This window comes from Paraburkholderia panacisoli (assembly GCF_008369935.1).
Taxonomy (GTDB): domain Bacteria; phylum Pseudomonadota; class Gammaproteobacteria; order Burkholderiales; family Burkholderiaceae; genus Paraburkholderia; species Paraburkholderia panacisoli.
Genome location: NZ_VTUZ01000002.1, coordinates 346,074 through 364,040, shown reverse-complemented (window position 1 = coordinate 364,040; position 17,967 = coordinate 346,074). Strand labels below are relative to the sequence as shown.

Sequence of the window (17,967 nt, the reverse complement as noted above, 5' to 3'; positions counted from 1 at the left end):
TTTTATCCCTCTGTTTTATTCTTCGTCCGCCTTCAGCGCCAACGCGCGCGTGTACAACGCATTGCGCGACGCGCCGGTGATAGCCGCCGCCACTTTCGCCGCGCTGCTCACCGTCAACTCTTCCAGCAGGATGCGCAGCAACGCGTCGTGATCCTGTTCGCCGGCGGCTTCCGTCGACGCGCCTTCCACCACCAGCACGAACTCACCGCGCTGCCGGTTCGGATCGGCGGCGAGCCACGTTGGCCCTTCGGCCAGGGTGCCGCGATGCAGCGCTTCATGTAACTTCGTCAATTCCCGTGCGATCAGCAGCTTGCGCTCGCCGTCGAACGCGTCGGCCAGCGCCTGCACCGTTTCGACGATGCGGTGCGGCGCTTCGTAAAACACCATCGCGTGCGGATGTTTGGCGAGCGACTGCAACGTGGCGGCGCGGGCCTTTGCCTTCGGCGGCAAAAAGCCGAGGAAGGAGAACGTCGCGACCCAGTCGCCGGCCGCACTCAGCGCAGTCGCGAGCGCGCTCGCACCGGGCAGCGGGATGACCGGAAAACCGGCTTCGCGGACGGCGTCGACGAGCTTTGCGCCGGGGTCGGAGATGCCGGGCGTGCCCGCATCGGACACGTAGGCCACGCGCTCGCCTGCCTGCAGATGCTCGATCAGGCGCAGCGCCGCGACTCGCTCATTGTGCTGATGCACGGCGACGAGCGGTTTCGAGATGCCATAGCGCGCCAGCAATTGACCGGTGTTGCGGGTGTCCTCGGCGGCGATGCGGTCCACGAGTCCGAGCACATGCAACGCGCGCAACGTCACGTCGGCGATATTGCCGATCGGCGTGGCCACCACATAGAGCGCGGCGGTGGGGTACTGCTGCCCTTGCGCAAGTTCGGAGAGAGGAGTCATGAGGCAGAAGACGCAAACAGACGGAAGGAGGCCGCCATTGTGCCACGCGGGGTTGCGCAGGCCGGGCGGCGGTGAGACGGCGGGAGTGTGCCGCTGCGAGACGGGGATTGCAGCGGGGGCGACGCTAATAACAGCTGCGCCGAAGACAGCGCAGACGACCGCGCCGCGGAGTGCGATTGAGACGGTGCAGGGGACGGCACCAATAGAACCTGAGTGGAGGGCAGCGCGGAAGTGTGAACCGGGAACCACGCCGCAGACGTCGCTGCGGACAACGCCGGGAACGGCAGATGGGATTGCGCTGCGGACGACGCCGAGAACGGCACGTGGGATTGCGCAGCAGACGGCGCCGATAATCACCCCGCGACGGATAGCGTCGACGAGTGCGCCGAGAGCTACATTGGAGACAGCGCCGGGTACGACACCCAGAACTACGCCAATAAAGCGCGCCGCTCCACCCCACAACTTTTCCCGACCCGCCGGGTCCAAACTCGTCGGCGCGGCTTTCGAGTTGCGTGCGCGCGAGTTTCTCCAGCGCCAACGTTTGCACTTCGTCGCGCATAACGTGTCGTGCCGGGGCGGCGAGATTGACCTCGTGATGCGCGAGCGCGACGGCGCGCTGGTGTTCGTCGAAGTCCGTGCACGCGCGCAGCGTCGCTACGGCGGCGCGGCGGCGAGCATCGGTTGGCAAAAGAAGCAGCGCATCGTGCGCGCGGCACAGCACTATCTGGCAACTCGCAGTGGCGCTTCGGGGGATCAGCCCGCGTGCCGTTTCGACGTGATTGCGTTCGACGGCGGCCGGCTCGTCTGGTTGCGCGATGCGTTTCGCGCCGACGAAGTCTGACGCGATGCGCGGAGAACGGGTGTGAGTACGATAAACTTGCGCTCGCGTGCGAGCCGTTGAGCCACGCCGACAACTTAGGATGCTGCGCATTTCACGATGGTTTTGCGCTAACACACTGCGTTGCCGGCAGCGTTCATCGGCGTGGCGCGACTTTGCCATACGACTTCACAACAGGGCTGCGTAGTGCGGTCCATTCGCGGTAGAAGATAGAGACTCGATGTCAGTCGAACGCATTCAACAACACTTCCGCGACAGCGCGGCAGTCAAACTCGAAGCCCTCGAAACCCTGTCGATGCCGATCGCCGCTGCGATCGACACGATGTTCGCTGCGCTAGCAAACGGCAATCGCATTCTTGCTTGCGGCAACGGCGGCTCGGCGGCCGATGCGCAACATTTCGCCGCCGAACTGATCGGCCGCTTCGAGCGCGAGCGGCCGGGCTTGCCGGCGATCGCGCTAAGTACCGACACGTCGGTGCTCACCGCCATCGCCAACGATTACTCGTTCGAGCAGATTTACTCGAAGCAGGTATGGGCGCTCGGTCAACCAGGCGACGTGCTGCTCGCGATCAGCACGTCCGGCAATTCCGCGAATGTGCTCGCTGCCGCCGAAGCAGCGCATGAGCGCGAAATGATCGTAGTCGCGTTGACCGGCAAGGGCGGCGGACGCATGCAGGACGTATTGAGCGATACCGACATCCATGTGTGCGTGCCCTCGGAGCGCACCGCGCGAATTCAGGAAGTGCACTTGCTGACCATCCATTGTCTATGCGACGGCATCGATGCCATGTTGCTGGGCGAAGACTGAGACTGATTCCGAAGGAGAGCTAGTTGATGAGCGTATTCCGCGTCAAGAAGACACTGGTGAGAACCGTGCTGGTGATTGGGTTCGCGGCGGGGCTGTCGGCGACGTTGCAGGGCTGCTTTCTCGCCGTCGCCGGCGCGGCGGGCGGGGGCGCGCTGATGGCCACCGACCGGCGCACGCTTGGTGCGCAGACCGAAGACCGCGAGTTGCAGGTGAAGGCGCTGTCGCAGATCAGCCAGAATTTGCCGGACAGCGCGCACGTCAACGTGGCGGTGTTCAACCGCCGCGTGTTGCTGACCGGCGAGGTGGCGGGGGACGTGTCGAAGCAGCGCGCCGAGAGCATCGTGCGTGGCTTGAACAACGTCAATACGATCGTCAACGAACTGGCGATCATGCCGGCCAGCTCGTTCTCGTCACGTACCAATGACACTTATCTTGAAACGCGTGTGAAGACCGCGCTGATCGCCGAGAAGAACATTTCGGCGAACAACTTCAAGGTGGTGGCCGAGCGGGGCTCGGTGTATCTGATGGGCCTCGTCACGATGGACGAAGGCAACCGCGGCGCCGATGTTGCGAGCCGCGTGCCGGGTGTGGTCCAGGTCGTGAAGGTGTTCCAGTACATTCAGCCGCAGGAGGCTGCTGCGGCGGCCACGGCGGCTGCTACCGCGCCGGTCGCGGCTTCGCAGCCGGATGCAGGCGAGCCGACGGTCGGCGCGATTCCGGATTCGTCGGTGAGCTCGCGGCCGCTTGAGCAGCAGGCTCCCGCGCCGGTCAGCAATTCGAGCTCGGTGCGTCCGGGTAATCCGAAGGCGACGCCATGAAGTGTGGCGTTGCGATCGTGACTTCTACGCTGCTGATTGGCGTGTTGGCGAGCGTCGTTGCAACGGCTGCGTGCGCCGCCGACGCGCAGCGCGGACGCACAGTCGCTAATGCGAATGCGTGTATGGGATGTCATGCGGTGGACCGCAAACTGGTCGGTCCATCGTTTCTACAGATCGCCGCGAAGTACAAGGGCGATGCACAGGCGCCGGCGAAACTGGCGCTCAAGGTGAAGGACGGTGGCTCAGGTGTGTGGGGCATGATTCCGATGCCGGCGCATCAGTCGATGAGCGACGCGGATGTTCGAGCGGTGGTGGATTGGGTGCTTGCGGGCGCGCCTGCGAAGTGATGAATTGTCAGCCTTTTGGGCTTGGCAAAAGAGAAAATGCCTGTGCTAGAATTGTTTGCACGTTGGGGGGGTAGCTCAGCTGGGAGAGCGTCGCGTTCGCAATGCGAAGGTCGGGAGTTCGATCCTCCTCCTCTCCACCAACCAGATTCCAAGCGACACCAAAGTTTTACCAGAAAGCCCCGTCAGGCCTAGCCTCACGGGGTTTTTTGTTGCAAACTTCTGCAAGGTTCCACCAACCGCTACAACCCCCACACTGGGGTAATTCTGGTGGTCGCTTCGAAGTGTCGCAGACCTGTTACCCCAATCATGGCCAAAACCGACCGGACTCCCTTGTCAGACGCGGCGGTGCGCGCCGCTGTCCCGCTCGAGAAGATCCGGAAGCTGTACGACAGCTTGGGGCTGCTCGTCGAAATCCATCCGTCAGGCGGTAAGTACTGGCGGCTCAAGTACCGGTTCGCGGGCAGGGAAAAGCGGCTCGCGCTGGGCGTGTTTCCCGACGTAAATGTGCGCGACGCGCGCAAGCTCCGCGATGAGGCCCGTCAGCTGCTCGCCGCCGGGATCGATCCGGGCGCGGTACGCAAGGAAGAGCGCATCGCGCAGCGTGAGGAACAGGACCGGCGCGAGGCGGCGATGCGCTTCATGCTGGATAGCGACGGAGCTCTGTCGCTCAGGCTGGGCAAGCGCTCTCTGAACCTGACAGCAGCAGAAACAGTCGAGCTTCGTGTCTTTCTCGATGCGACGCGTGCCGTCATTCCCAAAGGTTAAAAATGGCGCTTACTGATCTGAAGATCCGCAACGCAAAGCCCACCGACAAGCAGCAGAAGCTGTTTGACGAGCGTGGGCTGTATCTGCTTGTTACCCCCGCCGGGGGTAAGTGGTGGCGACTTAAATATCGGTTCGGGGGAAAGGAAAAGAGCCTGTCGATGGGCGTGTATCCTGATATCGGCTTGAAGCAGGCACGTGAGCGCCGCGACGCTGCACGCAAGTTGCTCGCGAATGGCATCGATCCGAGTATTGACCGCAAGGTGCAGAAGGCGGCGACGACTGAGCGCGCCGCGAACAGCTTCGAAGCTGTGGCTCGGGAGTGGTTTGCGAAGCAATCGCCGGGATGGGCCCAGAGTCACGCCGACAAGGTTATCGGACGCCTCGAGAATGACGTATTCCCGTGGCTGGGTGGTCGGCCTATCGCCGACATCACTGCGCCGGAAGTACTGGCGGTGCTGCGCCGGGTTGAAACGCGTGGAGCCCTTGATACCGCGCATCGTGTCCATCAGAACTGCGGGCAGGTTTTCCGGTACGCCATTGCTACCGGGCGAGCGGAGCGCGACGTGAGCGGGGATCTGCGCGGTGCGCTGCCGGCGGCGCGGCACACCCATTTCGCGTCTGTGACGGAACCCTCCGAGGTGGCAGCGCTGCTGCGGGCGCTCGACGGCTTCCAAGGCACCTTCGTGGTTCAGTGCGCGCTGCGTCTGGCACCCCTGTTGTTCGTACGTCCCGGCGAACTGCGCACGGCTGAGTGGGCACAGTTCGACCTTGACAAGGCCCAATGGCGCTACACGGTCTCGAAGACCAAGACAGAGCATCTGGTGCCGCTCGCCAAGCAGGCCGTCGCGATCCTGCGCGAGCTGCACGCGCTGACGGGGCTGCGCAAGTACGTCTTTCCGGGACGGGACGTCAAGAAGCCAATGAGCGGAGCGGCGATCAATGCCGCGTTGCGGCGTATGGGCTACGACACAAGGACAGAAATTACGGGCCACGGTTTCCGGGCTATGGCGCGCACAATTCTGCATGAGCACCTGCGCTTTCCGGGCGAGGTTATCGAGCACCAACTCGCGCACAAGGTGCCGGACGCGCTGGGAACGGCCTACAACCGCACGAAATTTATCGTGGACCGGACTGCGATGATGCAGGCGTGGGCGGATTATCTCGATGCGCTCAAGGCGGGTGTCCAAGTTGTGCCGATTGGCATGTCGGGCGTGGCGTAGCCCGGTTTCATAGAACAGAACCAAAGTAAAATCGCGCGCAACCGTCGCCCAATGACGGCAAGCGACAAGCCTTACGCCTCTCTCAATGGAGCGAACGTGGGATCCCCTAGCCAGGCTGTCGCGGTCTTGTTCGCTAGGGGAACAACCGGAGAGCAGATTGGCCGACGAAATCACGCCGCAGGATCGGCACCACGCCGATGAAGAATTCAAACGACAATCTGACGGACGCGCTGGGTTCGCTCGATCAAAGATGCCCGACTGGGCGCCGGCTGCTCTGGTTTGCGCTTATGAAAAGGCGCTGGGTAGCATCGAGAGGTTGCGGCAGGATGTCGAGCGTGAGCGCTTGCATGGGCACTATCCGCCGGCCTATTGGGAAACGCTCTATCCCGGCGGCCTTGTCCGATGCCTGGGCGCCGTGGAGGTCGAGGCAGCAATGCTTTGGCGCCTCGCTCATTACCATCCCGAAATGCGCGCTGCTTGGAACGTCGTGGTCTCTCACCCGTGCGATGGCCCGTTGGCAGCGCGTTTCTTGGCTCGCGGCTGGACCACTGACGATATACCAAATTACTTCATTGAAGAACTTGGTAGAGGGTTGCGCGTATCTGAGCGGGTGCCGACACGCCCGGCCGCAGTCCGTAAGCGTAGCGCCGAACGTGTAGCCCGGCTGGCGACGGAGTTGGCGCAAGCAATTGAAGTGGATGACGACGCCAAGGCAGTTTCACGTGGCTATCTCGCCCAATATCTCGGCGTCAAGCATCTTCGCTACCGTGTGACCACTGGTCAACCCGTATATCTCGACATGCGCGTTCTGCCGTTTCTAAGCTATCGGCCGGTCCCGGGTGAAGTTCGGCGTAGCGATATCGAGGACGACGAAGGCGAGGAACTGCCATGGGATAAATGGCCTGTCCTTGCGCGCTATGAATGGGTGTGCGATGCACTCGAAGACGACAATTTAGCCACAGTCCTGCGCAGCTATTCGCAACGCATGGACGAAATCGCGTTCGCGGAACCCGAAATCAAGCGGCCAAACAGCGGACTTCCTGCTGCGCGAATTCTCATCAATTACATTTCCGAGTTTTTTCGAGAGTGGTATGGCGCGCCGTGTGATGATGCAGTGGCATTGTTCGTTTCTGCTGCACTCGACCTTTCGGAGCCGCTGGGCCGCGACGATGTCCGACCCCGCGTGAGGAGGTCCAAAGGGGCGTAATTTGCACCTCGACACCAAGTTGCGTCCCGTTGCGCCGCTAGGAAGACGCGTAACACTGCCAGCTATTCCAACCACTCGCCCCTCGCGGCGAAGGAGAACTAGCGATGGCAAAAACGGCGGTAGTCACCTCACCTGAATGCGGCGCCCAATTTCCCCCACCCGACGCGCTGCCGCTGGACGGCTTCTCGCGCTGGCACGACCTGCGCAGCTTCGTCCCATTCTCCCGCGAAACTTTGCGCAAGCGCGAAATGGAAGGCCGCTTTCCGCGCCGCCATCGCCTTTCACAGCGCTGCGCAGCATGGCCGAACCGTGAGATTCACCGCTGGTTCGCCGATCCCGTGAACTACCGCGTGGAGGACAAGTAATGAGCGCCTTGTACATTCACATTGAAACGATCTTCGGCGAACCAGGCTTCGTCGTTTTGCGCACGAGCATGACACCGCACGAACCGCCAGTGGTGATGCTGGTGCGTACCGAAGAACTGGACGATTCGGTGCTGACGATGCTGGACGCATTGGACACAACCGATAACTTGCCGCCCCTCGCTGTCGGCAAGCGCGCCAAAAAGGATGGGCGTTATGAATAGGACATTCTTCCGGCGCGACCGTCTGCCATCTGTAATCGCTGTGCTGGCATCAATGGGCATCGAAACTACCAAGCCGAATGCGTCGGGATATGCGCAGGTTCGCTGCCCGATTCATGGTGAAGCCAACCCGAGCCTGTCTATCCACTTGGAACGCGGTAACTGGAAGTGTTTCGCTTGCGGCGAAGCCGGCGGCGACTCGCTCGAACTGTATCGCCGTGTCCGCGGTCTGTCTTTTACCCAGGCGGCACGCGAGCTGGGCGCATGGGAGGGCCAATGAACACGGTTATCGATATTCATGAGGCCCTCGGCGCAGACGAATGGGAGAAGGCGGCACGCAAGCTGTTCGAGTCCGAAATCAAGAAGGGCTTTGAGCTCGTCGGTTTCCACCTGTACCGCGCCGCCGATTGCTCGATTCGTCATGCGCGCGTGCGGATGCACAAACCGGACCCGACAAAACCGAAGGGTTACGACAAGTTTATTCGCCCGTTTTACAAGGACGGCAGCTGCTGGAAAAAGGAGGAGCCCGTGCAGGCGGGCGGGAAGCTGTTGTACGGGGTGCCCGAGGCGATGGCTGCGCCGGATGCATTGTTGATTGTGCCCGAGGGTGAGCAGAAAGCGGACGCACTGACGAAGATCGGTGCGGGCCGTTTCGTCGGTGTCACCAGCGGTAGCGCGACGAGCGCGCGCGCCGCGGACTGGGCTTGGATGGCTGGCCGTCGCGTGCTGATTTTTCCCGATTATGACGAATCCGGCACGAAGTACGCCGACGAGGTAACGGCCACGCTGGAAGCGCTGGGATGCACTGTAGAGCGGCTCGATGTGGCCGCTATGGGTTTGCCGCGCAAGGGCGACGTAATGGACTGGATCGAGGCGTTTACAGAGACTCACGACCGCATGCCGAACGCCGATGATGTACTGGCACTGCCGACGAAAAGCGCGCCGCCGGAGAGTCGCGTCGAGACCATCAGCACCGCAGCGGAAACGGAAGGCGAGTCAGACGAGCATGCAATCGAGCGTTTGGCTGCTCTCAAGCCGATGCAGTACGACCGCGTGCGCAAGGAAGAAGCGAAGCGCATGGGGGCGCAGGTTTCGACGCTCGACAAGCTTGTTGCGGCGGCGCGCAAGGAGGACGGCACCACGGATGGCCATTTTGCAGACGTGGAACTGTGGCATGCGCCGGTAGATGGCGCGGCGCTCCTCGATGAAATTGTGCGCGTAGTGCATCGCTTTATCGTGTGCGGCAAGGCGACCGCGTGCGGGGCCGCGCTCTGGATCGCGATGACATGGTTGATGGAGTCCGTGGGCGTTGCCCCTATCGCAGCCATCACGGCCCCCGAAAAGCGTTGCGGCAAGTCGCAACTGCTGTCCCTGATGGGGCGACTATCGAGCCGCCCGCTGCCCGCCAGCAATATCACTCCCGCCGCCCTGTTTCGCGTTATTGAAGCGTTGGCGCCGACCCTGCTGATCGACGAGGCGGACGCCTTCATGCGCGAAAACGAGGAGTTGCGCGGGTTGCTTAACTGCGGGCACACGAGGGATGGCGCCTATGTAATTCGGCTCGTGGGTGACGATCACGCGCCGAAACAGTTTTGCGTTTGGGGTGCGAAGGCGATTGCCGGTATCGGACAACTTGCCGACACAATCATGGATCGCTCTATAACGCTGGAATTGCGCCGCAAGCTGCCGCATGAGCACGTGGACAAGCTTCGCCATGCCGAACCCAGCATGTTCGAAGTGCTGCGCGCGAAGCTGGCGCGCTGGGCAGTCGATAGCGCGGAGGCCGTGCGTGCTGCCCGTCCCGTCATACCCGACGCCTTGCACGACCGCGCCGCCGACAATTGGGAGCCGCTGCTACAGATTGCCGAGGTAGCGGGCGGTGCGTGGCCGGAGATGGCACGGCAGGCGGCGCTTAAGCTGTCGGGGGACGCAGGGCAGTCCCAAAGCTCCGGTGCCGAACTGCTGACCGATATTCAAGAAGTATTCGAGATGCGGCACCTACAGCGCATCTCGTCCGCCGATCTGTTGATCAATTTGTGTGATGACGAGGAGAAGCCGTGGGCGACGTTGAATCGCGGCAAGCCGATGACTCCTCGCCAACTCTCACAGATGCTAGGTGAATACGGCATCTCAACCATCAGCATCAAATTCGGCTATGGGGACGTTCGCAGGGGCTACAGGATAGAGCACTTCCAGGACGCTTTTTCTCGTTATCTTGGCACCCCTGTATCCGCTACTCCGCTACCGCCCAATGTCGGCGAGCATTTGGAGGTAGCGACGGCGAAATTGCAATTCGCTACCCACGTTCAAAATCCGCTACCAGCTGCTTTCTCGGCATTGGCGGGCGAAGTGTCGCAGGAGGTAGCGAGTAGCGGATACACGGAAAGCGGTAGCGGATCGGAAAATCATTTCGCTACTCCGAAAACCTTGTCAGGTAAGCCAGGTAGCGGAGTAGCGGATACAGCGGCGGAAATCCACGGCGAAGGCCATTTCATGACGGACGACGAAGCGGAGGATCGCGTATGAACGCCGGGCAGATTTTGAGCAAGGCACAGACGATGGGTGTGCGCCTGAGCTTGAATGGGGATGTCGTGAAAATGAAGGGGCCGGCGAGCGCTATTGCGACGATCAAACCCGAGATCGCTGCGCACAAATCGGCGATTGTCGCGCATTTGCAGGCAGCGGCGGGCGTCCCCGCCGATAGCATCGGCGCGCTGATCGACCCAAACGGAGGCGTGTATTTGCCGTGGGGGCCGTATTTGTCGGCAGATGACGTGCAGCGTATGCGTACCGAACTGTTGGCGATGATCGAGCAATTGGCGGCGCTCGAAGGCTGGCCGCACAAAATCTTTGATGACGTGATGGAGCGCGCCGTGCGCGGCCCCTTGTCGGACTTGCTACCGAACCTGAGCCACTTTCACGATCGCATCACCGGGCTAAAGGCGGAACGGGATGCGCGTGAAGTGCTGAATCGGCGCACATGGGACTGTGACTAACAACTATTCGGACACGCGCCTGGTACGGATGGGCGCAGCGATTCGATTGGGAGATGTTCGCGGCGTAAGGTGCACGCCGCGCGACTAGTGACCCGGCGCGCTATCGCGCGATTGGTGGCGCTGGGACGGCCCGCGATCGAGAGCGCCAATCGATTGCCCCGAACGGCGCAGCGGCTTGCTTATTGGGCCGTTGCCGTACTTCCATGCAGGGGTAGGGGGCATCGAATCGCTAGGCCAATTGGTCCGTGACCGTGGCGGAGCCTCAATTTTTACGGCCGCGAAAAAAAGCGAGGGGGTAGGCAATCACCCGCCTTGCGTGATGCTGAAGCGCTCGGAGAAGCCGCACCCTTGGATGGTGGTAGGAGGTTCAAATCCTCTCGCCCCGACCATGAAAATCAAAGGGTCACAGATTTCGGTCTGTAGCCCTTTTTTCATTTCCGATTAGGTCGACGATTTGTACCTCACTAGGGTTAAGGCTAGGGGGACCGTCGCACGGCAACCTTGTTCATGTCCGCGCAGAATTGACCCACATTTAAGGCAGTCCGGCGGTGCGCCAGAATGCGCCGACCACCAACAACCGCCTACCTGCTGCCGGCCCTGATGATTAGGCTAAATACTGGCATACGGCCGGGGGCATGGTGGCACTGACCTGGACCGATATCGGTCATGAAGGCTGCGTGGTGACCATGCGGCGTAGCACGGCTAAGGAGACAAGACGCGCCGCATCCCGCCGAACGCCGAAGGGTTCGATACGCTGAAGAAATGGGAGCCGCTCGCGCATCCAGTTCACGTGTTTGCCAGCGCGACGGGCGAACCGATCACCGAAATCAAGACGGGGTGGGCCGGGGTACTGGTACAGGCCGGCATTGAAAACTATCGTTAGCATGGCCACGGTCACGTCTTCACCCGCCGTCTCCTGATATTCAGCGCTAAACTGAACACAGTTCGCGAAGTGCTTTGCCATTCGGACCTAAAAATCGGGCTGCGCTATATGCGCACCTGTCGCCCGGGCACACTGCCGCGGCACGTAGCTCTGCTCGATAAGCTCGTGAATAGATTTGCAAAGCGTGCGTAACTGGCTATCACGGCACAAGCGGGAATCTTTTTCAGGCGGCGTGAATATTTGTGCGTTGTTCAGAATCCACAAGGTGCGCGAAAATCGCAGCCCACTGCAGTCCGATACGAGTTAACAGGGTGCCGGTTGCGGCAAGAGTAATAAAAATGCATCAGGAGCATTGCATGACCAAGCCCCAAAATATTTCTGCTTTGATCCAAGAGTTTCGGTCCCTGTATGATGCGGAACAAAAGGATCAGGTATGGCGACAACTGAGCCAGCGCGTCCGCAATTTTTGGGATGACCGCATTTTATCGAGCGCCCCTGGTCCCTTGTCCGATGCTGAATGCGACGAGATTATCCGAATCCTGGACCGCAGCGGAAAAGGGAATAGGAAAGATAGCGAGGCCATTGCAAAAGTGATGGTTCCACAAGGAGCGTGGCGGCGTATGCTCAACGAGTTCCATAGCAACAAGGAACTCGGGAGACTTCTTTTTGATGTGCTAAACGAATCGGATGCCCGGCGTAAGGCGAATCTCATCGACGAGCTCTATGCGATGAACGCAGGCCAGAAGAACAACCTCACGGGACCTAGCGGCAACACAGTAGGTGCCTACCTGGCTGCATACGACCCGGTAAAAAATATTTCGATGGTTTCGTTGAATGACCGCCGTGCAGTCATAGAGTTTTTGGGATTGCCGGTTAACTTCGAGTGGGAATCAGCGACGATTGGTACCCGGATGGTCGAAACCAACCGAATCATCCTTATTGGGATGCGTCAGCTGGGTTTGGAAGGGACCGCACGGACCATTGCAAGTTTCTTCTATCTTCCGTCGGTTAAAGCGCGCTGGAAGGGAGAGGACACGGTCAAGCGAATCGACAACAAGGACGTTAGTGTGACCGTACCCACAGTCCCAGACGAAGACGAGGACGACGCGGTTGACGGCGAGTCGGTACGGGAATCGATGCAGATACAGGGGCTTATCGCAAGGATCGGCGCTGCGATGGGGTTTACTATTTGGTTGCCGAAGGCTGACCGGAGTCGCGTGCTCAAAGTCTGGCAACCAGGGCCCGACTCACTAATAGACGAGTTGCCGCTTAGTTACGGTTCTACAACCATGAAGACCATCGAGCAGATCGATGTCCTCTGGCTGCGAAAGCGCTCGATCGTGCGTGCGTTCGAGGTAGAACATACGACTTCTGTTTACTCGGGCCTTTTAAGAATGGCGGATTTGGTCGCGTTGCAACCGAACATATATCTAAAGCTACACATCGTCGCACCCGCAGAGAAGCGTGAGAAGGTCCTACAGGAAATAAAGCGCCCGGTATTTTCGCTCTTGGAAGGTCGCGCCTTGAAGGAAATGTGTACGTATCTGTCTTACGACAATGTCAAGGATATCGGCGATTTAAAGCATCTTGGGCGCATGTCCGATGAGGTAATCGAGGACTACGAGGAAGCCGCAGAGTAGAGGTTCCGCGGCGCAAGTCGCACAGTCGCCCGCAAGGGCCAGCCTCGGTCGATCCGGCCGCCTATGCTGTCGCTGGTTGCTCATCGCGGTCTTCTCACGCCTGCTCGCCGTCAAAGATCATTAGAAGGCCGTCGAGCGGGGTTGCCCGCCCCAAGTCCCCGATTAGGCCGCAGAGGGTGGCGTTCGGGGCATGGCAGAAGTGGTCGGCCCGATGCTACAATCGCGCCGGCTGGGCGTGGATGGCTACTGTGCGGACCATTTAGCCAGGAAAATCAAAGACTTCTATCGACCGGCGGTGAAAAGTTCTGGTCGATAGGCCGCTGCGACTTGGCTCAAAACCCGGCCTATCCGTCAAGGTCGAGCCAAACTACGGCGCCAACGCAGCACCCAGAGGTCGAGTCTGGGGCGCCGTCCCATGGGGAGCAACACGCATGACGCCAGAAACAAAGGCACGTCAGCAAATCGACCAAAAGCTCGAACAAGCCGGCTGGGTCATTCAGGACATGAAGCAGCTCAACCTATCGGCAAAGGTGGGCGTGGCCGTGCGCGAATACCCCACGGATACAGGTCCGGCGGATTACGTATTGTTCGTCAATCGCAGCGCTGTGGGCGTCATTGAAGCCAAGAAGGACAGCGCGGGTGAAAACCTCACCGCAACCGAAAGCCAAACTGAGCGCTACGCCACCGCCAACCTGAAATGGCGTAAGGACAACTCGCCGCTGCGCTTTCTGTTCGAAGCCACCGGCCAGATCGTCCGTTTCACCGATAACAGCGACCCGGCCCCGCGCTCCCGCGAGATTTTCCACTTCTTCGAGCCCGAAACTCTGGCCGCCTGGCTGGCCCAACCGGGAACCCTGCGCCGCCGGCTGGCGGAACAGATGCCAGCCCTGCCCACGCAAAACCTGCGCGACTGCCAGATCAGCGCCGTCACCGGGCTGGAAAAATCGCTGGCGCAGAACAAGCCCCGCGCGCTGGTGCACATGGCCACCGGCGCCGGCAAAACTTTCACTGCAATTACCGCGGTGTACCGGCTGATCAAATTCGGCGGCGCCAAGCGCATCTTGTTTCTGGTCGATACCCGCAACCTCGGCAAGCAGGCGCATCAGGAATTCATGGCGTACACGCCACCCGATGATGCGCGCAAGTTCATCGAGCTGTACAACGTGCAGCGACTCGCGTCCAGCAGTATTGACCCGCATTCGCAGGTGTGCATCAGCACCATCCAGCGTATGTACTCGATTCTCTCGGGCGAGCCTATCGACGAGTCGGCCGAAGATCTGTCGCTCAATGAAATGCAGCAAACTACCAAGCAGGAAAAGCTCGTGCGCTACAACCCGGCCGTGCGGGTGGATAGCTTCGACTTTATAGTCATCGACGAATGCCATCGCAGCATCTACAACTTGTGGAAGCAGGTGCTCGATTACTTTGATGCCTATCTGATCGGCTTGACCGCAACACCCGACAAACGAACCTTCGGCTTCTTCAATGAAAACATCGTGGCCGAATACACCTACGAGCAGTCCGTCGCCGACGGTGTGAACGTTGGCTACGACGTCTACGAGATCGAGACCGAAATCACCCAGAAGGGTGCCGCCGTCAAGGCCAAAGAGTGGGTGGATCACCGCGACCGGCAAACGCGTAAAAAGCGTTGGGGTGAAACCGAAGAAGGCATCGCCTACACCGGTAAAGAGCTGGACCGGTCCGTGGTCAACGTCAGCCAGATTAGACAAGTGATCCAGGCCATGAAAACCGCCGTGGAAATGCAGATTTTCCCGGCCCGTAAGGAAACGCCAAAGACACTAATCTTCGCCAAGACGGACAGCCACGCCGACGACATCATCAACATCGTGCGCGAGGCTTATGCTCAGGGCAACGCGTTCTGCAAGAAGGTCACCTACCGCGCCGAGGAAGACGCCGACAGCGTGCTCGCCAGTTTCCGCAATGACTACAACCCGCGTATCGCGGTCACCGTGGATATGATCGCCACCGGTACCGACGTGAAACCGCTGGAAGTGCTGCTGTTCATGCGCGATGTGCGCAGCAAAGGGTACTACGAGCAAATGAAAGGTCGTGGCGTGCGCTCGTTGGATGGTGACAGCCTCAAGCGTGTCAGCAACAGTGCCGATGGCGCCAAAACCCGCTTCGTGCTGATCGACGCTGTGGGCGTGGAAAAGTCGCTGAAAACCGAAAGCCGCCCGCTGGAGAAGAAACCTGGCGTCGCGTTGAAAGACCTGCTGCAAGGCGTGGCAATGGGTAGCCGCGATGACGACACGGTGCTTTCGCTGGCTAACCGGCTGGTGCGGCTGGCCAAGCAACTGGATGTCAAAGCCCAGGCGCGCATCGAGAAGGCTTCGGGCGGGATCACCGTGGCTGAATTGGGCAAGGGCCTGATTGCAGCACTCGACCCCGACGCCATCGTCGCTGCGGCGCTAACCACAGCTCGGGGAAAAGGCATCACCCGCAACGAAGACACGCTGTTGCCTGAAGAAATCGAGGCTGCTCGCGCCGAGCGCGTGGCCGCCGCCTGCGGACCGTTTGACAAGCCCGAGTTGCGTGACGAGATCGAAGGCGCCCGCCGTGAACGCGAGCAGATCATCGACCACATTAACCTCGATCAGGTCACTTTCTCCGGTTTCAGCGAGCAAGCTGAAACACAAGCCAAGGCCGTGATTGACAGCTTTGTCAGTTACATCGCGCAGCACAAAGACGAGATTGCCGCCTTGAGCTTCTTTTACCAGCAGCCCTACCAGCGCCGCCAACTGACCTTCGACATGATCGAAGAGCTGCACGAGCATTTGAGCCGCCCGCCGCTGATGCTCACCACCGAACGCTTGTGGAGCGCCTACGTCCGCGTGCAGGCTGGCCGGATCAAAGGTGGGGACAGCAAGCGCCAGCTCACCGATCTGGTGTCATTGGTGCGCTTTGCGCTGGGAATGGAGGCCGAGCTTAAGCCTTTCAGCGAGCAGGTGGATAAGCGCTTTCAGGAGTGGATCTTCCGCCACAACGCGCAGCGCGCCACGGCCTTCTCCCCCGAACAAACCGAGTGGCTGCGGCTGATGAAGGACCACATCGCTAGCTCGTGCTCCATCAGCCGCGATGACTTTGACTACGCCGAACTAGCCGACAAGGGCGGCTTGCAAAAAGCCTGGGGCCTGTTTGGCAAGCAGTTCGACGAGCTGATGAATGAAATGAACGAGGAGTTGGTGGCGTGAGTGATATGCATCCTGATCTGTTGGTATCACTCGGCGAAGTTGCTGCAGAGCCGGTCGAGCAAACTGGGGCAACGAGCGATTTCATATACATAGACATTAGTAGTGTCGACCGTGAATCCAAGAAGGTCGTCAGCCCTAAAACTATTCCGGCAAGTGAAGCTCCAAACCGAGCAAAGCAGGTATTGAGGGCCGGGGACGTTGTGGTATCGATGACGAGACCAAACTTGAACGCTGTTGCGTTGATTCCAGAGGACTTGGATGGCGCTATTGGTTCAACCGGTTTTCATGTATTGCGATCAAAATGGATCAAGCCGGAATTTCTGTTTGGCCTCGTACAGACCGATGGCTTCATTGAGGCCATGTGTGACGCGGTACAGGGTGCCCTGTATCCAGCGGTCAGGCCAAAAGACGTTTCATCTTTTCAGTTCATCTTGCAGTCATCGAGCCAGCAAATACGCATCATCGCCAAACTCGAAGAACTGCTCTCTGACCTCGATGCCGGCGTGGCCGAACTCCAGGCCGCGCAGAAAAAGCTTGGGCAATATCGCCAGTCACTGCTGAAATCCGCCGTGGAGGGTGCGCTCACCGCCGAGTGGCGCGAGCAGCATCAGCCCACCGAAACCGGTGCGCAACTGCTGCAACGCACCCTTGCCAAACGCCGTGCCCGCTGGGAAGCCAAGCAGCTCGCCAAGTTCAACGGACAAGGCAAAACCCTGCCCAAAGACTGGAAGAAAAAATATCCCGATCCGGTGCAGCCGAATATCAGCGATTTGCCGCAACTGCCAGAGGGGTGGGTGTGGGCGAGTGTTGAGCAGATCGCCTCTGACGAGCGATACAGCCTTTCGATTGGTCCCTTCGGCAGCAACCTAAAAGTGCCGGATTACCGCGAAGCTGGTGTCCCCTTGGTTTTCGTACGCAACATTCGGTCAGGCAACTATGGTGGGGCACACACCAAATACGTGACGCCCGAAAAGGCCGAGGAGCTCGGTGCTCACAGCGTTGCTGCGGGTGACGTATTGGTTACAAAAATGGGTGAGCCACCCGGGGATGCAGATGTTTACCCCGATGACCAGCCGCCCGGAATCATCACTGCCGATTGCATCAAGATCCGATGCTGGGACGGGCTGATGAACCCGCACTTCTTAAAGTCGGTGATCAATTCACACATTGGGCAACGCCAGATTGAACCGATGACGCAAGGTGTCGCGCAAAAGAAGGTCAGCCTTGGGCGTTTTACTGGCCTCGCTGTTCCGGTGCCACCGATCGACGAGCAGTCGTTGATCATGAGCCTGGTTGACGCGGCAGACAATGAGGCCGCAGCGCAAAGGTTGGCGATTGAACTAGCCCTGAAGCAATCTGCCGCTCAACGCAAAAATATCCTCAAAGCTGCCTTCTCCGGCCAACTGGTGCCACAAGACACGAACGACGAGTCGGCCAGCTTGTTGCTGGAGCGCATCCGTGCCGAGCGGGCAGAGCGTGCGAAGCAGCCCAAGATGCAGAAAGCCAAGCAACGGAAGGGGATCGCTACCGTGGTGAGTAAATTGATTGATGTGCTAGCCGAGGCGGGCGACTGGCTGCCGGCGCAAGAGGCATTTCGCCGGTGCGGTGTTGCCGATGGCGCGCAGACTGAACAAATCGAAGCGCTCTATGCCGAGCTGCGCGAGCTGGACAAGTCCGGCCGCTTGGCCGTGGAGGCCGTGACTGACACACAAGGACGTAAGTTGCACGACCGGTTGAAGCTGTTGGCGACCTGACC

At 60.1% G+C, this 17,967-nt stretch carries 17 protein-coding genes and 1 tRNA gene; 16 read left to right on the top strand and 2 right to left on the bottom strand.

Features of this window, described 5'->3' with window-relative positions; all coding sequences use genetic code 11:
• Nucleotides 1–15: 15 nt before the first annotated feature.
• On the bottom strand, nucleotides 16–894 hold the full coding sequence (gene rsmI / locus FVF58_RS04215; RefSeq protein WP_149668659.1) for a 16S rRNA (cytidine(1402)-2'-O)-methyltransferase: 879 nt from the start codon (nucleotides 892–894) through the stop codon (nucleotides 16–18).
• 397 nt (nucleotides 895–1,291) lie between these two features.
• Here rsmI and FVF58_RS04210 point away from each other — a divergent pair, with 397 nt between their 5' ends.
• The 13 genes from FVF58_RS04210 to FVF58_RS04150 all read left to right on the top strand — a co-directional run bounded on the left by FVF58_RS04210 (nucleotide 1,292) and on the right by FVF58_RS04150 (nucleotide 10,476).
• A complete protein-coding gene (locus FVF58_RS04210; RefSeq protein WP_188130703.1) occupies nucleotides 1,292–1,735 on the top strand; it encodes a YraN family protein in 444 nt (147 codons plus the stop codon).
• A gap of 217 nt (nucleotides 1,736–1,952) precedes the next feature.
• Complete coding sequence (locus FVF58_RS04205) at nucleotides 1,953–2,540, top strand: phosphoheptose isomerase (RefSeq protein WP_149668658.1); 588 nt, start codon at nucleotides 1,953–1,955, stop codon at nucleotides 2,538–2,540.
• A gap of 26 nt (nucleotides 2,541–2,566) precedes the next feature.
• Nucleotides 2,567–3,358, top strand: a complete 792-nt coding sequence (locus FVF58_RS04200) for a BON domain-containing protein (RefSeq protein WP_149668657.1) — start codon at nucleotides 2,567–2,569, stop codon at nucleotides 3,356–3,358.
• Nucleotides 3,355–3,705: a c-type cytochrome gene (locus tag FVF58_RS04195; protein WP_149668656.1), complete on the top strand. Its 351-nt coding sequence runs from the start codon at nucleotides 3,355–3,357 to the stop codon at nucleotides 3,703–3,705. Before FVF58_RS04200 ends, FVF58_RS04195 begins: the two co-directional genes overlap by 4 nt.
• A gap of 64 nt (nucleotides 3,706–3,769) precedes the next feature.
• Nucleotides 3,770–3,845 (top strand) — tRNA-Ala (locus tag FVF58_RS04190).
• A 166-nt stretch (nucleotides 3,846–4,011) separates the two neighbouring features.
• On the top strand, nucleotides 4,012–4,470 hold the full coding sequence (locus FVF58_RS04185; RefSeq protein ID WP_149668655.1) for an Arm DNA-binding domain-containing protein: 459 nt from the start codon (nucleotides 4,012–4,014) through the stop codon (nucleotides 4,468–4,470).
• A gap of 2 nt (nucleotides 4,471–4,472) precedes the next feature.
• Nucleotides 4,473–5,690 (top strand): tyrosine-type recombinase/integrase, encoded by a 1,218-nt coding sequence (locus FVF58_RS04180; RefSeq protein WP_149668654.1) that lies wholly within the window; start codon nucleotides 4,473–4,475, stop codon nucleotides 5,688–5,690.
• 157 nt (nucleotides 5,691–5,847) lie between these two features.
• Nucleotides 5,848–6,897: a hypothetical protein gene (locus FVF58_RS04175; protein WP_149668653.1), complete on the top strand. Its 1,050-nt coding sequence runs from the start codon at nucleotides 5,848–5,850 to the stop codon at nucleotides 6,895–6,897.
• 104 nt (nucleotides 6,898–7,001) lie between these two features.
• On the top strand, nucleotides 7,002–7,262 hold the full coding sequence (locus tag FVF58_RS04170) for a helix-turn-helix transcriptional regulator (RefSeq protein ID WP_149668652.1): 261 nt from the start codon (nucleotides 7,002–7,004) through the stop codon (nucleotides 7,260–7,262).
• Nucleotides 7,262–7,483, top strand: coding sequence for a hypothetical protein (locus FVF58_RS04165; RefSeq protein WP_149668651.1), 222 nt, complete (start codon nucleotides 7,262–7,264; stop codon nucleotides 7,481–7,483). The genes FVF58_RS04170 and FVF58_RS04165 overlap by 1 nt, the downstream gene beginning before the upstream one ends.
• A gap of 52 nt (nucleotides 7,484–7,535) precedes the next feature.
• On the top strand, nucleotides 7,536–7,760 hold the full coding sequence (locus tag FVF58_RS04160; RefSeq protein WP_246216921.1) for a CHC2 zinc finger domain-containing protein: 225 nt from the start codon (nucleotides 7,536–7,538) through the stop codon (nucleotides 7,758–7,760).
• Nucleotides 7,757–10,006: a DUF3631 domain-containing protein gene (locus FVF58_RS04155; protein ID WP_188130702.1), complete on the top strand. Its 2,250-nt coding sequence runs from the start codon at nucleotides 7,757–7,759 to the stop codon at nucleotides 10,004–10,006. Before FVF58_RS04160 ends, FVF58_RS04155 begins: the two co-directional genes overlap by 4 nt.
• Nucleotides 10,003–10,476: a hypothetical protein gene (locus tag FVF58_RS04150; protein ID WP_149668648.1), complete on the top strand. Its 474-nt coding sequence runs from the start codon at nucleotides 10,003–10,005 to the stop codon at nucleotides 10,474–10,476. The genes FVF58_RS04155 and FVF58_RS04150 overlap by 4 nt, the downstream gene beginning before the upstream one ends.
• 664 nt (nucleotides 10,477–11,140) lie before the next feature.
• Here FVF58_RS04150 and FVF58_RS04145 read toward each other — a convergent pair.
• A complete protein-coding gene (locus FVF58_RS04145) occupies nucleotides 11,141–11,440 on the bottom strand; it encodes a hypothetical protein (protein WP_149668647.1) in 300 nt (99 codons plus the stop codon).
• Between the two features lie 275 nt (nucleotides 11,441–11,715).
• On the opposite strand from FVF58_RS04145, the gene FVF58_RS04140 reads away from it, so the two are divergent.
• The 3 genes from FVF58_RS04140 to FVF58_RS52260 all read left to right on the top strand — a co-directional run bounded on the left by FVF58_RS04140 (nucleotide 11,716) and on the right by FVF58_RS52260 (nucleotide 17,965).
• Entirely contained in the window at nucleotides 11,716–12,999 is a 1,284-nt protein-coding gene (locus FVF58_RS04140) for a hypothetical protein (protein ID WP_149668646.1), read from the top strand.
• A gap of 431 nt (nucleotides 13,000–13,430) precedes the next feature.
• A complete protein-coding gene (locus tag FVF58_RS04135; RefSeq protein WP_149668645.1) occupies nucleotides 13,431–16,211 on the top strand; it encodes a type I restriction endonuclease subunit R in 2,781 nt (926 codons plus the stop codon).
• Nucleotides 16,208–17,965, top strand: a complete 1,758-nt coding sequence (locus FVF58_RS52260) for a restriction endonuclease subunit S domain-containing protein (protein ID WP_223191119.1) — start codon at nucleotides 16,208–16,210, stop codon at nucleotides 17,963–17,965. The genes FVF58_RS04135 and FVF58_RS52260 overlap by 4 nt, the downstream gene beginning before the upstream one ends.
• Nucleotides 17,966–17,967: the final 2 nt, after the last annotated feature.

Excerpts from the sequence above, each read along its gene's own strand:
- rsmI (WP_149668659.1), bottom strand. The coding sequence starts at position 894 with ATGACTCCTCTCTCCGAACTTGCGCAAGGGCAGCAGTACCCCACCGCC.
- FVF58_RS04205 (WP_149668658.1), top strand. The coding sequence starts at position 1,953 with ATGTCAGTCGAACGCATTCAACAACACTTCCGCGACAGCGCGGCAGTC.
- FVF58_RS04200 (WP_149668657.1), top strand. The coding sequence starts at position 2,567 with ATGAGCGTATTCCGCGTCAAGAAGACACTGGTGAGAACCGTGCTGGTG.
- FVF58_RS04195 (WP_149668656.1), top strand. The coding sequence starts at position 3,355 with ATGAAGTGTGGCGTTGCGATCGTGACTTCTACGCTGCTGATTGGCGTG.
- FVF58_RS04185 (WP_149668655.1), top strand. The coding sequence starts at position 4,012 with ATGGCCAAAACCGACCGGACTCCCTTGTCAGACGCGGCGGTGCGCGCC.
- FVF58_RS04180 (WP_149668654.1), top strand. The coding sequence starts at position 4,473 with ATGGCGCTTACTGATCTGAAGATCCGCAACGCAAAGCCCACCGACAAG.
- FVF58_RS04170 (WP_149668652.1), top strand. The coding sequence starts at position 7,002 with ATGGCAAAAACGGCGGTAGTCACCTCACCTGAATGCGGCGCCCAATTT.
- FVF58_RS04165 (WP_149668651.1), top strand. The coding sequence starts at position 7,262 with ATGAGCGCCTTGTACATTCACATTGAAACGATCTTCGGCGAACCAGGC.
- FVF58_RS04160 (WP_246216921.1), top strand. The coding sequence starts at position 7,536 with ATGGGCATCGAAACTACCAAGCCGAATGCGTCGGGATATGCGCAGGTT.
- FVF58_RS04155 (WP_188130702.1), top strand. The coding sequence starts at position 7,757 with ATGAACACGGTTATCGATATTCATGAGGCCCTCGGCGCAGACGAATGG.
- FVF58_RS04150 (WP_149668648.1), top strand. The coding sequence starts at position 10,003 with ATGAACGCCGGGCAGATTTTGAGCAAGGCACAGACGATGGGTGTGCGC.
- FVF58_RS04145 (WP_149668647.1), bottom strand. The coding sequence starts at position 11,440 with ATGGCAAAGCACTTCGCGAACTGTGTTCAGTTTAGCGCTGAATATCAG.
- FVF58_RS04140 (WP_149668646.1), top strand. The coding sequence starts at position 11,716 with ATGACCAAGCCCCAAAATATTTCTGCTTTGATCCAAGAGTTTCGGTCC.
- FVF58_RS04135 (WP_149668645.1), top strand. The coding sequence starts at position 13,431 with ATGACGCCAGAAACAAAGGCACGTCAGCAAATCGACCAAAAGCTCGAA.